The organism is Allobosea sp. 05T433 (assembly GCF_056396065.1).
On sequence record NZ_JBFTKS010000013.1, the window covers coordinates 1 to 13,706 of the forward strand.

General features: G+C 62.8%; 10 protein-coding genes. 9 read left to right on the forward strand and 1 reads right to left on the reverse strand.

Annotated features, from left to right (window positions below):
• Positions 1-204: 204 nt before the first annotated feature.
• Entirely contained in the window at positions 205-1,551 is a 1,347-nt protein-coding gene (locus AC1DGP_RS18490; RefSeq protein ID WP_441507781.1) for an amidase, read from the reverse strand.
• A gap of 424 nt (positions 1,552-1,975) precedes the next feature.
• Between AC1DGP_RS18490 and AC1DGP_RS18495 the strand changes: the two genes are divergently transcribed.
• The 9 genes from AC1DGP_RS18495 to fdhE all read left to right on the forward strand — a co-directional run bounded on the left by AC1DGP_RS18495 (position 1,976) and on the right by fdhE (position 13,696).
• Positions 1,976-2,410, forward strand: coding sequence for a hypothetical protein (locus AC1DGP_RS18495; protein WP_441507782.1), 435 nt, complete (start codon positions 1,976-1,978; stop codon positions 2,408-2,410).
• 277 nt (positions 2,411-2,687) lie between these two features.
• Positions 2,688-3,092, forward strand: a complete 405-nt coding sequence (locus AC1DGP_RS18500) for an Hsp20/alpha crystallin family protein (RefSeq protein WP_441507783.1) — start codon at positions 2,688-2,690, stop codon at positions 3,090-3,092.
• 40 nt (positions 3,093-3,132) lie between these two features.
• Positions 3,133-5,544: an endopeptidase La gene (gene lon / locus AC1DGP_RS18505; RefSeq protein WP_476832393.1), complete on the forward strand. Its 2,412-nt coding sequence runs from the start codon at positions 3,133-3,135 to the stop codon at positions 5,542-5,544.
• A gap of 139 nt (positions 5,545-5,683) precedes the next feature.
• A complete protein-coding gene (locus tag AC1DGP_RS18510) occupies positions 5,684-6,529 on the forward strand; it encodes a hypothetical protein (protein ID WP_441507785.1) in 846 nt (281 codons plus the stop codon).
• Between the two features lie 51 nt (positions 6,530-6,580).
• Positions 6,581-7,402, forward strand: coding sequence for a hypothetical protein (locus tag AC1DGP_RS18515; protein WP_441507786.1), 822 nt, complete (start codon positions 6,581-6,583; stop codon positions 7,400-7,402).
• A 611-nt stretch (positions 7,403-8,013) separates the two neighbouring features.
• Positions 8,014-11,097: a formate dehydrogenase-N subunit alpha gene (fdnG, locus tag AC1DGP_RS18520; protein ID WP_476832394.1), complete on the forward strand. Its 3,084-nt coding sequence runs from the start codon at positions 8,014-8,016 to the stop codon at positions 11,095-11,097.
• 10 nt (positions 11,098-11,107) lie between these two features.
• Positions 11,108-12,028: a formate dehydrogenase subunit beta gene (gene fdxH / locus AC1DGP_RS18525; protein ID WP_441491594.1), complete on the forward strand. Its 921-nt coding sequence runs from the start codon at positions 11,108-11,110 to the stop codon at positions 12,026-12,028.
• Positions 12,012-12,707, forward strand: a complete 696-nt coding sequence (locus AC1DGP_RS18530) for a formate dehydrogenase subunit gamma (RefSeq protein ID WP_476832395.1) — start codon at positions 12,012-12,014, stop codon at positions 12,705-12,707. The genes fdxH and AC1DGP_RS18530 overlap by 17 nt, the downstream gene beginning before the upstream one ends.
• A 68-nt stretch (positions 12,708-12,775) precedes the next feature.
• Complete coding sequence (gene fdhE, locus AC1DGP_RS18535; protein ID WP_441507788.1) at positions 12,776-13,696, forward strand: formate dehydrogenase accessory protein FdhE; 921 nt, start codon at positions 12,776-12,778, stop codon at positions 13,694-13,696.
• Positions 13,697-13,706: the final 10 nt, after the last annotated feature.

Sequence of the window (13,706 nt, forward strand, 5' to 3'; positions counted from 1 at the left end):
CAGATCGACGGCGATCTCGTCGCCGCCCTCGGCGACCGCAAGCTCCAGCCCGGAATGCCGGTCGAGGTCTTCATCACCACCGAGGAACGCACCGCGCTCTCGTTCCTGACGAAACCCTTCGCAGACCACGCCAACAGGATCTTCAAGGAACGCTGAAACAGAGCCCTACGGGGGGAGGGGCTGTGCCCGCCCCTCTTGGAGCACTCATTGCCGCAAGGCCGCCTCGATCCCGGCGGCAATGGCAAACAGGGTGCGATCGCCGCCGGTCTCGCCGGTCAGCATCAATCCGACCGGAGCCTCGCCAAGCTTATGGCAGGGCAGGCTGATCGCGCAGCGATCAAGGAAGTTGCCGAGGCTCGGGTTGCGCAACAGCAGCCCGTTCAGCCGGAAATACTCGGGATCCTCCGTCAGATCGTCCAGGCGCGGCGCCATGATCGGGCAGGTCGGCATCAGCAGCGCGTCGTAGCCTGCGGTAAGCGCATCCATTGCCGCGATGATCTCGCGCCGGGCCAGGACGAGATCGAGATAATCGGCGGCCAGCGCCTGTGCGCCGGTCGCGATCCGGCTGCTGACGCGGGGGTCGTAAAGCTCGCCCTTCGTTTCGAGCAGCGCGCGGTGCCAGGCGAAAGCCTCGGGCGCCGCGAAGCCGAACTTGCTGTTGGCCTTGCCAATTGCCCCGAGCGGCGCGAAATCAACATCGCTGATCAGCGCGCCAAGCGCGCTCAGGCGGCTGACTGCGCGGTCGAAAGCGGCGGACACGGTTGCATCCATGCCATCCCTGACGATCTGGGTCGGGATGGCAAGGCGCAGACCCGCAATAGGGCGTGGCAGCGGCGGCGCAAGAGAGTCGGCCGCCAGGACGCCGTCAACAATGGCGCAACAGGCCACGCTGGCGCCGAGCGGCCCCAATGAATCAAGGCTGCTCGACAACGGGACGACGCCATCGAGCGGCACCCGTCGCGCTGTCGGCTTGTAGCCGACAATGCCGCAGAGCGCGGCCGGAATCCGGCATGAGCCGCCCGTGTCACTGCCGAGTGCAACCGGTGCCATGCCATCGGCAACCGCCACGCCGGAGCCCGACGAGCTGCCACCCGGAATGCGGCGTGAGGCGCGATCCCAGGGACTGAGCGGCGTTCCATAATGTGGATTGGCACCGATTCCCGAATAGGCGAATTCGGTCATGTTGGTCCGGCCGATCGGGATGAACCCGGCCGAAATCATGCGTGCGATCGTCGGCGCATGAGCCTTCGCCGGCGCGCAATCGGCCAGTGCACGTGAGCCAGCCATGCTCCGTTCGCCGGCAACGTCGAAGAGGTCCTTCACGGCGAAGGGAATGCCGGCGAATGGGCCGGCCGCACGGCCGACCCGCCGCAAGCCGTCATGGGCATCAGCCGACGCCCGGGCGCTGACTGCCGAGACCGAGATGAAGGCGCGTCGACCTTCGCCCGCCGGATCTGAAATCCGTTCGAGGCATTCCTCCACCAGCGCACGGGCGGTGATCGTTCCACCGGCCAGAGCTTCAGCACAATCCTGCAACGTGCGCATGGTCATCGATTCCCCGAAGCAGCCATCATGTCAGGCTGTATCCGGGCTGACGGTCGAAATCCATTCCTGGCGACCATGGCTCTGCCATGCATTTCGAGGCGCGCGGTCCCGCATCAATCAAGCCTGCTCCAAGACAATGAGCCAGTGTCCCGAACGGTTGGAATATCGGCAAGCGGAGAGGTCGCTATCTACTTTGGCACGTTGCCATAAGAGGCTGTCGTGAATGACCTATTTGATTTATCGATCGACTGATTTCCTGATCGGCTGGCCATTCGGCAAGCAAGGCCGCGCCCGGATCAGGGGATCGAGGATCATATAGTTTGGTTCCATAATATGTCTTATGCGAATCAAGGCGGCGCTCTTTGGAGCACCGATCGAGCCCTCCTTCGGATCCGAGACTGACGGAGCTCATGCTGACGGCGACAAACGCTTGAGCCGTCACATCGCGGTGTACACTGCCCTGCTGCTGGCATGGACGGACGATTGGCCGCTGCAACCCCGATGCGCTGCCGAGAGATGTTCTCGTGGCCCGGCCGGTCCTGACAGCACCAGTGTGGTGCAGGAACGAGTGGTGGATCCGGCCACCATCCGCCTCATGCGCATGGATGCTCGGGAATCCGAAAGCCCGATCGGTCTCCCTGAACCATCATTGTGGGCTGCTTCAGCGAAGGCCGCGCCTCGGATGGTATTTCCAGGTTTGCAGCGCCTCGAGAAACGCCTGGAACTTCGACAGGCGGGCGAACTCATTGCGCGCGGGCTGCGCGTTCTAGTGGCTCGAAGGCAGGACCGCGATGCCGTGACTGCGCGAGATGCAGCCGCTCACAACTTGAAAGTCAGTGGTGAGATTATTCCCGTAAAGACCTAGTTTGGTTTGCTTTTTATCTTAGCGAAGCGCGCTCGGCTGTGTCGGGTGAGCTTGGGCGAGCGCTCTTTCGATTTCATACGAGTGACCGAAGGATTCTTGCAGCGAGGATCGCTCCTGCGGTCGCAAGGTTCAGCCTGCGCGCTATATTCCGTCACGCCGTGGCGCCCTGTTCTGCCGCGCCCTATCTGTTGCTCAGGACGCAAGCTCATGCCCAATCTGGCCATGATGCGTGGCTAGGCTCTAGAATGCTGGAAGCACCTTAAGTGGAGCTGCGGACATGAGGCGTGACGATCATCAGAGCTGGATGTGGTCGGAAGCGATCGCGATGCTGACGCGGGCCGAGCATCTGCACCGACAGTTCTTCCAGCCACGCCAGGCGGCCCAACAGGTGTCCTGGGTCCCACCGGTCGACGTACTCGAGCTCGAGACTGAGGTCCTGATCCTGGTCGCCTTGCCGGGAGTGTGCACCGACCAGGTCGAAATCGCCATCGAAGACGGCGAACTCGTCGTGGTGGGGCGCCGCACCCTGCCCTCGGAACTCCGCACCGCGACTATCCATCGGCTTGAGATTCCCCAGGGCCATTTCGAGCGCCGCGTCCGCCTGCCCCAAGGACGCTACGCGGCCGTGACGCGCAGCGACGCGAATGGCTGCCTGGTGCTCAGCCTGCAGAAATCGATTTGAGGTCGAGAGCCGTTCGCGAACAGGTGCCTGGGAGGGATTCATGCCGAGCGAGGATCGAGAGCAGGAAACCGAACAGCCGGCGGCATCGGTCGCTCATCCCGCGGCGCCTTCGACCGTGCCTTCCGATGCCCTGATCATCGTTCCGGTCCGCGACATGGTTCTCTTCCCCGGAACGGTATTCCCGATCACGATCGGACGAGAGCGTTCGGTCCTTGCGGCCCAGCAGGCGCTTCGCGAAGAGCGACCGGTCGGCATTCTGATGCAGCGCGCCTCCGAGATCGAGAATCCGGCGCCTGCGGACCTGCACCGGGTGGGAACGGTCGCCAATGTCCTTCGCTATATCAACGCGCCGGACGGCAGCCATCACCTTGTCCTGCAAGGGGAGCAACGCTTCAGCCTGGTCGAGTTTGTGGTCGAGAACCCCTTCTTCGCGGCGCGTGTGTTGCGGATCGAGCAGCCCGATCTCCTCACACCGAAGATCGAGGCTCATACACTCCATCTGCGTCAACAGGCGCTCGAGGCGCTGCAACTCCTCCCGCAGGTGCCGCAGGAACTGCTTGCGGCCGTTCAATCGGCCGTTTCGCCCACGGCCCTGGCCGATCTCGTCGCCGCCTATCTGGATATCACGGTCGACGAGAAGCAGGAGCTCCTCGAGACCATCGACATCACCAAGCGCATGGACAGGATCTCGCATTTCCTGGCCCGGCGGATCGAAGTTTTGCGGCTGACCCAGGAAATCGGCCGCCAGACCAAGGAATCGCTCGATGCGCGCCAACGCGAAGCGATCCTGCGCGAGCAGATGGCAGCGATCCAGCGCCAACTGGGTGAGACGGACGGCAGAGGGCCGGAGGTCGCCGAGCTCACCGAAGCGATCGCGAGGGGCGGGATGACGCCGGAAGCGGAAGAGGTCGCGCGCAAGGAATTGCGCCGCTACGAGCGCATGCCGGAGGCCGCGGCCGAGGCGGGCATGGTTCGCACCTATCTCGACTGGCTGATCGAGCTGCCCTGGGCCCTCCCCGAGGAGAAACCGATCGACCTGGCTGCCGCCCGCCAGATTCTCGACGAGGATCATTTCGGGCTMGACAAGATCAAGCGCCGCATCATCGAATACCTCGCAGTGCGGAAGCTCGCGCCGGGAGGCAAGGCGCCGATCCTGTGTTTCGTCGGCCCGCCCGGTGTCGGCAAGACCTCGCTCGGTCAGTCGATCGCGCGAGCCATGGGGCCCCCCTTTTCGCGTGTGAGCCTGGGCGGCGTCCATGACGAGGCCGAAATCCGGGGCCATCGCCGAACCTATATCGGCGCCCTGCCCGGCAACATCATCCAGGCGATCCGCAAGGCCAAGGCGCGCAATTGCGTGATGATGCTCGACGAGATCGACAAGATGGGCCGGGGCATCCAGGGCGATCCCTCCGCCGCCATGCTGGAAGTGCTGGACCCGGAGCAGAACGCGACCTTCCGTGATAACTATCTCGGCGTCCCGTTCGATCTCTCCCGCGTCGTGTTCCTCACCACCGCCAACATGCTCGACACGATCCCCGGGCCGCTGCTCGATCGCATGGAGATCATCAGCCTCTCCGGATACACCGAAAGCGAAAAGCTTCAGATCGCGCGGCGTTATCTTCTGCGCCGACAGTTCGAGGCCAACGGTCTCGCGCCTGGGCAGGTCGAGATCGACGACGTATCGCTGCGGCGGATCATCCATGACTATACCCGCGAAGCCGGAGTGCGCGGCCTCGAACGCGAGATCGGCCGCGCACTGCGCCACGCGGCGGTACAGATCGCCGAGGGCAGCGCCACGCAGGTTCGCATCGGGGCCGATGATCTGGCGATGATCCTCGGTCCGCCCCGTTTCGAGAACGAGGTCGCCATGCGCACAAGCGTACCCGGCGTTGCCACCGGGCTGGCCTGGACGCCGGTTGGTGGCGACATCCTCTTCATCGAGGCGACCCGCATTCCCGGAAGGGGCAACCTGATCCTGACCGGCCAGCTTGGCGACGTGATGCGCGAAAGCGCCCAGGCCGCCCTCAGTGTGGTCAAGAACCGTGCTTCATCACTAGGCATCGACCCCGCCATGTTCGCCGAGAGCGATATCCATATTCACGTCCCCGCCGGCGCTACGCCCAAGGATGGGCCAAGCGCCGGGGTTGCCATGTTCACCGCGCTGGTTTCGCTCCTGACCCGCCGTACTGTGCGAAGCGACACTGCCATGACGGGAGAGATMAGCTTGCGCGGGCTGGTTCTGCCGGTTGGCGGCATCAAGGAGAAGGTCGTCGCGGCAGCAGCAGCCGGGCTCACCCGCGTCATGCTGCCAGCCCGCAACCGCCGCGATTTCGAGGACATCCCGGAGGATGCCCGCAAGAGGCTCGAATTCATCTGGCTGGAAAAGGTCGATGACGCGATGACGGCCGCGCTCGAGGACAAGCCGGCGGATCAGGCTGCTGCGGCTGAGTGAGGACGTCATCGGGCCACGCCACGGCCCTCCCCTCAATTTCGTGGCGCCATTTCCTGTTCTACCCTGGGTCGCTTAACCCAGCGTAAGGATCGCGGCAGGCAGTATCCTCCCGCCCGATTGGACGGCTGAGGCACGGACGATGTCATTCGGAAGGAAGCAGCAACAAGACCCCGCTGTGCAGGAGGCCGGCAGCGCGGTTGCGACGCGGGCTGGGCGCGTCGCCAATGCCTTGCTCATTCTTGTCCTGGTGCTGCCGATTGTGACCGCAGCGAGCATCTTCGTATCCGTGAATTTTCATCTCTGGCGCGCGACCCCGTCATTCGATCCCCTGCTGACAAAAATCGAATCGGCGCAACGCGCGAGCGGCGTCGTCTCCGGTGACGATGCCGAGGCGCTGAAACGGCTCTTCCAGCGCCTCGAGGGCATGACCGCGCAATCTGCCGAGGCCAGGAATACGGACATGGTGCATGTCCTCTTCCACGCCGTCAGTGCGGCCGAAACGACCGCAGTGACCTCTGAGGCGCAGGCCAAGCTCCCCGGCAAATCGGACCCGCAGGCCATTGCCCTGGACCTGTCCAACATTGGCGCGTCTGCCGTCGTCCTCATCGCCGACAGGCCGGCTCTATTGCAGATCAGCGGGGCACTCCCGAGCCAGCGGGCGAAGATTGGCGTCGAAGGACCGTTTGCGTTTGATCTCGCCGGAGCCAGGGATGGACTGCTCGCAGGGTTTCGCGTCGGTGCCTTTGGGGCCGGGGACGTGGCAAGCCCGGGAGACTATTCCCGTTTCCCAACGGATAGACCCCGGCAGCGACTGGTCTGCGCGGCGCTGGACAGATGGCAGCGCTATTTCGGCATCCCCAGAGAGAATTTGCGCGTCTGGTCGACCACGAACGCACGCCGGATCGAGATCGGCCAACGAAGCGTGAAGGCGGATACTCGCATTGATCCGGACGGGTACGGCGCAACCAGCGTCTGCCCACGATAGGACGCCGGCATCTGCCCGATAAGACAACACGAGTGTAGCGGGATCGAGACCATGTCGTTCGGTAAGAGGAAGCCTCCGACCACCGATGCAAAAGGCGGTGGCGCTGAGGCAAGTTCTCGCGGTCCCCAGGGCGGGAGCGGCGGTCCTGGCATAGGCGTGGCCGACATTGCAATCGGCGTGGTCGCCATTCTCGTGAGCTTTTCTGGCGCCTATTTCTTGCTGGGGCGCAGCTCCAGCCCCCCACCCCCGACTGCTCCGGCCGTTGTTGCGGGCTTCGGTTCCGATCCCGTTGCGGTTGCGCGGTCCTACAACAAGCAAGGACCGGTGCCGTTCATCGTCGGCCAGTCCTGGATGATGACGTTTGAGATGCAGCAAACTGCCGATGGCTTCAGTGCGATCGACAGCGAACTGCACGAACGCTGCATGAAGCCCACGAGCAGAGATGCCGCAGCCTACGCGGAAAAACGCGGGCAGACATTCCTGGGACCAGAGAAAGGAGCGGAGTTCCTGGCGTGCACGATGCGCATCTACAAGAACCGATTTTGCGACGACCAATACCGCAACCGCTTGGTCGCACGGCTAAGCGAATTCGTTCGCGCGCGGCGGGAACACATTTCCATGGTAAAGAATGTCCGCGAAAGCGAGATGGGTCGAATGATCGTCGCTGTCGATAGTGCCGACAGAGGCCGCGGCAATGACGTTACCTCGGGCTATCAACCGTCTGCCTTCGTGCCGGAGCCGCTCGCCGAACAGATCCGCCTCTTGTCGCGAGCCGGGTTCGTCACTCAGAAGGATTTCACTGGCCTGTTCAACTCCACCCCGGCTGAATTGAAATCCTATCTCCAATCCGACGGCAGAGCGCCTTGCGGGTAGCCCGAACCCGCAGGCACGGCGCGACATCTCAGGGCGATGGCAACGCTCTTGCAGGCTGGTTGGAGCACCGCAGCGATGTCCCAGGCCCCGACGCCATGCTTCCACGCGGCAGATTTCTCCTCGACATGATTCGTTTTGCGGCAACCCGGTCCCTTACGTAGGACAGCCGACGATCCGTGTCGCAAATGGAGGCGCGGTTCCCGGACCGGCAGATTGACGCAGTCGCCCGACAACGCGACCGCGAGGCTATCCGAACATTTGTAGGAATCGGACGATAATCGAGCAATGCGACCAATATTTAGGCAGGACTTCGTTCTTAGTGCTCCAGGTTGTAGATATTATCAGTCGTTACTCGCTGTCATACGTAGCGTCATCAATCGATTTGTTAATATATCTGCATATGGTTGATATCATTCGATCGGGGTCGGTGCAAAATATCGGTCGATACTCCAAATATGCGATGGATATAATCTACAAGACGACGAAATGGTGCCGCGGCGGCATACGCGCCCGGCCGCCAGTTTCCGGAAAGTCATCTTGACGCCGTCGGTCCAGAGTTTCACTATTCCAAAGAGAACAAGGGCGAATATGTCGCCTTCTGGGAGGTCCGGATGCTTCAAGAGCTATCGCGCCGCCAGTTTTTGAGAGGCGCAGGAACGGGACTGGCTGGAACAGCCATAGCTGCGCTGGGGTTCGGGGAGTCGGAGCAGGCGCTGGCTCAGGCCGTGCGCCCCTTCAAGCTGGCGCAAACCACCGAGACGCGAAATACCTGTCCCTATTGCTCTGTCGCCTGCGGCGTCATCATGTACGGCCTGGGCGATAGATCGAAAAATGCCCATTCGGCGATCATCCATATCGAGGGCGATCCGGATCATCCGACGAACCGCGGTACCCTCTGTCCCAAGGGCTCGGCCCTGCTCGATTTCGTCCATGCCGAGACGCGCACGAAATTCCCGCAATATCGCGGCCCCGGCCAACGTGACTTCAAGCGCATCAGCTGGGCGGAGGCGCTCGACCGCATAGCGCGGCTGATGAAGGACGACCGCGACAAGAATTTCATCGCCACCAATCAGGATGGTGTGACGGTCAATCGCTGGCTGTCCACCGGGTTCCTGGCGGCCTCGGCGACGACCAACGAAACCGCCTTCATGACCTACAAGGTGGTGCGAAGCACCGGGATGCTGGCGTTCGACAACCAGGCGCGCGTTTGACACGGACCGACGGTGGCCAGTCTGGCCCCAACATTCGGTCGCGGTGCGATGACGAACTCCTGGACGGACATCAAGAATACCGATCTCGTCGTCATCATGGGCGGCAATGCCGCCGAGGCGCATCCTTGCGGCTTCAAATGGGTCACTGAAGCGAAAGCCCAGCGGGGTGCGAAGCTGATCGTCGTCGATCCACGTTTCACGCGCTCGGCGTCCGTCGCTGATTTCTATGCGCCGATCCGGCAGGGCACGGATATCGCCTTCCTCCTGGGGGTGATGAAGTACTGCATCGATAACGACAAGATCCAGCACGACTATGTGCGCGCCTTCACCAACGCGCCGTACCTCGTGAAGGAAGGCTTTGGTTATCAGGAGGGTCTGTTCACCGGTTACGACGAAGCCAAGCGCGATTACGACCGCTCAAGCTGGGAATACGAGCTCGGTCCGGACGGCTACGTGCAGATCGACGAGACGCTGCAGCATCCGCGAAGCGTCTACCAGCTCCTGAAGACCCACATCGCGGCCTACACGCCGGAGATGGTTGAACGCATCTGCGGCACGCCGAAGGACAAGTTCCTGACGATCTGCAAGATGATCTCGGAGACGTCGGCGCGCGACAAGGTCATGACGTCGATGTATGCGCTCGGCTGGACCCAGCACTCCAAGGGCTCGCAGAACATCCGCTCGATGGCGATGCTGCAGCTGCTGCTCGGCAATATCGGCATGCGTGGCGGCGGCATGAATGCGCTGCGCGGCCATTCCAACATCCAGGGCCTGACCGATATCGGCCTGATGTCGAACCTGATCCCCGGCTATCTGACCCTGCCGACGGACAAGGAGGTCGATTTCACGACCTATATGAGCACGCGCGGCTTCAAGCCGCTGCGCCCCAACCAGATGAGCTACTGGCAGAACTACAAGAAGTTCATGGTGAGCTTCCTGAAGTCGATGTGGGGCAATGCGGCGACGCCGGAGAACGATTTCGCCTATCAATGGCTGCCGAAGCTCGACGTGCCGGGCTACGACGTGCTGCGCACCTTCGAACTGATGAACCAGGGGAAGGTGAACGGTTATTTCTGCCAGGGCTTCAATCCGCTGCTGTCCTTCCCTAATCGGGGCAAGGTCACGGCTTCGCTCTCCAAGCTGAAATTCCTCGTCGTGATGGACCCGTTGCAGACGGAGACATCGCGTTTCTGGAAGGACGAGGGCGTCTTCAACGACGTCAAGCCCGAGGCCATCCAGACCGAGGTGTTCGAGCTGCCGACGACCTGCTTCGCAGAAGATGAGGGCTCGCTCGTCAACTCCGGCCGCTGGCTGCAATGGCACTGGCCGGGAGCCGAACCTCCCGGCGAGGCCAAGAGCGACACCTGGATCATGGGGCAGCTCCATCTCCGCTTGCGGGCGCTCTACCAGAAGGAAGGCGGCGCCTTCCCTGATCCGATCCTCAACCTGCACTGGCCCTATCGGATACCGGACGATCCGATGCCGGACGAGCTGGCGAAGGAGATGAACGGCTACGTCGTCTCGACCGTCACCGACCCGGTCGATCCGAGCAAGATCGTGCTGGAGAAGGGCAAGTTGGTCGATACGTTCGGGCAGCTGCGCGATGACGGATCGACGGCCTGCGGCTGCTGGATCTATTCGGGCTCCTGGACCGAGCGGGGCAACATGATGGCCCGCCGGGATACGAGCGACCCCGGCAATACCGGCGCCTATGCCAACTGGGCGTTCGCCTGGCCGGCCAACAGGCGCATCCTCTACAACCGCGCCTCCGCCGATATCGACGGAAAGCCGTGGGATCCCAAGCGCAGGCTGATCGAGTGGAATGGCAGCACTTGGACCGGGTTCGACGTGCCGGACATCGCGCCGGCCGCCAAGCCGCGGGATGTCGGCCCCTTCATCATGAACCCTGAGGGCACCGCGCGGCTGTTCTCGCGGGGCATGATGAAAGACGGCCCCTTCCCGGCCCATTACGAGCCGTTCGAAAGCCCGGTCACCAATGTCATGGCGCCCAAGATCCGCGGCAACCCCGCCGCTCGCATCTTCAAGGACGATCTGGCGGCGCTCGGCACTTCGGACAAGTTCCCTTATGCGGCAACATCCTACCGCCTGACCGAGCACTTCCACTTCTGGACCAAGCATGTCTGGGTCAATGCGGTGCTGCAGCCGKAGTTCTTCGTCGAGATCAGCGAACAACTGGCCGCGGAGAAGAACATCCAGCCTGGCAGCTGGGTGAAGGTCTCGTCCAACCGTGGTTCCGTGCATGCGAAGGCCGTTGTGACCAAGCGCATCAAGCCGATGATTTGCGACGGCAAGACGGTCCATATCGTCGGCATCCCGCTCCATTGGGGCTTCACCGGTGCGGCAAGGAAGGGTTTCGGCCCCAACAGCCTCACTCCGTTCGTCGGCGACGCCAACATCGAGACGCCCGAGTTCAAGGCGTTCCTGGTGAATGTCGAGCCGAGCAACGGGCCGGTCACGAGCTGAGGAGGCGGCGATGGCAGGATTGCAGAGTCAGGACTTCGCCCGCATCTCGGCCACGACCTTCAGGCCGCCGGATGTTCGGCATGATTTCGAGGTCGCGAAGCTTATCGACGTCTCGAAATGCATCGGCTGCAAGGCATGCCAGGCGGCATGCCTTGAATGGAACAACCTGCGCGAGGAGGTCGGCTTCAACATCGGCGTCTATGACAACCCGCACGATCTGACGCCGAATACCTGGACGCTGATGCGTTTCACGGAATGGGAAAATGCGGAGAGCGGCAATCTGGAATGGCTGATCCGCAAGGATGGTTGCATGCATTGCGCCGATCCGGGCTGCCTCAAGGCCTGCCCCGCCCCCGGCGCCATCGTTCAGTACAATAACGGTATCGTCGACTTCGTCTCGGAGAACTGCATTGGCTGCGGCTATTGCGTGAAGGGTTGCCCCTTCAACATCCCGCGCATCAGCCAGACCGATCACAAGGCCTATAAGTGCACGCTCTGTTCCGACCGGGTCTCGGTTGGCCAGGCGCCGGCCTGCGCCAAGGCCTGCCCCACCGGCGCGATCGTCTTCGGCACCAAGGCCGCGATGCTGAACTATGCGGAGGGCCGGATCACCGACCTGAAGTCCCGCGGCTTCAAGAATGCCGGCATCTACGATCCGCCGGGCGTCGGCGGCACGCATGTGATGTACGTGCTGCACCATGCCGACAGGCCGCAGCTCTATGCCAACCTTCCGCAGAACCCCAGGATCAGCCAGGTCGTTGAGCTCTGGAAGGGACTGACCAAATATACCGGCATGGCTGTCGTGGGTTTCGCCGCCATGTTCGCCTTCGTCCATGCGACCGTCGCAAGACGTAACGATGTCAGCCGTGCGGAAGATCGCGAGGCCGAGCATCTGATCGACGAGGAGGCAGCCCGTGGCCGTGAGGCGTGAGGAAGAGCGCACGACCGTCGACCGCTACCCCGGCCGCGTGCGCGTCAATCACTGGGTGACGGCGATCTCCCTGATCCTGCTTGCGCTCAGCGGGGCCGCCCTGTTTCACCCGTCGCTGTTCTTCCTGTCGAGCTTCTTCGGTGGAGGCTCGAATACACGGATGCTGCATCCCTGGATCGGCGTGGTGCTGCTGCTGAGCTTTGCCGTACTGTTCGTCCAGATGGTCCGCTACAATTTCTGGACCCGTGTCGATACAGAATGGATGCGCCATATCGGCGATGTGATGGCCGGTCGCGAGGAGAATCTCCCCGAAATCGGCAAGTATAACGGAGCGCAAAAGCTCGTCTTCTGGCTGATGACGCTGATGATCCTCGTCCTGTTCGGGACAGGTCTGATGATCTGGTACGAGTATTTCGGAACCAGCTTCACCATCGAACAGCAGCGCTTCGCCCATATCGTGCATGCGCTCGCGGCAATCGCGATGCTGCTGGTCGTCATCGTCCATATCTATGCCGGCTTCTATGTGCGCGGCACGATCAACGCGATGACGGAGGGCAAGGTGACGGGTGGCTGGGCCTTCCGGCATCATCGGCTCTGGCTCCGGCGCGAGGCCCGCAAGGGCGTCATCGACGAGCGGCAGGTGCCCCCGCGCCGTCATGGCATAGGTCCGGCGGAATAGAATTTCGCGGGGCAGCTTCGGCTGCTCCGCCTCGACGTGGCCCGTGGGGTTCGTGAGGTTGATACTTGATGAGTGACAGCCAGGATTTTGCGACCTTTGAAGATGTCGGCATCGCCGAACGCGACAAGCCCCCCTTCGTCCGGCTTCCAGACCCACGCTTGATGTTCGGGCTGCGCGCCATGCGCTTCGCAGCCCTGGCACCGGGGCACCAGCTCCAGCCCTATCTGACCTTCCTTGCGGCGCTCTCAACCGCCCAGGAGCAGTTGGCGGGCGTGATCGCTCCGCCCTCGATGCCCTCCCTCGCCGAACAACGGAGCCGAGCGGCCAACGCGATGCCTCTGCTGCCGCGTACGGAGTTGGCCTTGGACGAGGCGACGTCCACTTGTTTCGGAGGGCTTCTCGTTCTGCTCGAAGACGTCATCATGCCGGAGCTTGCTCGCGCCGCGTTGAACCGGGCGAAGGAAGCGGACAGCGCCGCCCGCGGTACCATGTTCGCAGCCGTGCTCGACGACGCCGTGCCTGCAGAGACTGCCGCCGAACACATCTTCGCGGCTGCGGCCCTGCAAGTCGTTGGGGCTCTACGCGCTGCGCTGCTCGACGCCACCCTGCCCCAGCCCGTCGCCGACGGCGTCTGCCCGTGCTGCGGCGGCCCGCCTGTCGCCAGCGCGGTCATGGCCACGGCGAACATCGAAGGTGTTCGCTATGTCCAGTGCTCGCTTTGCGCAACGCAGTGGAACCATGTCCGGGTGAAATGCGTCTCCTGCGGCTCGACCAAGGGCATCGCCTATCAGGCCATCGAAGGGATCGCTGACACGATCAAGGCAGAGACCTGCGACGAGTGCCGGACCTACCTGAAGATCCTGAACCAACGGAAGGATGCGGAGTTGGAGCCAGTGGCCGACGATGTCGCGAGCCTCGGCCTCGACCTTCTGGTCTCGGAAGCAGGATGGCGCCGTGCTGGCGTAAACCCTTTCCTGCTCGGCTACTGATCATGCGTCT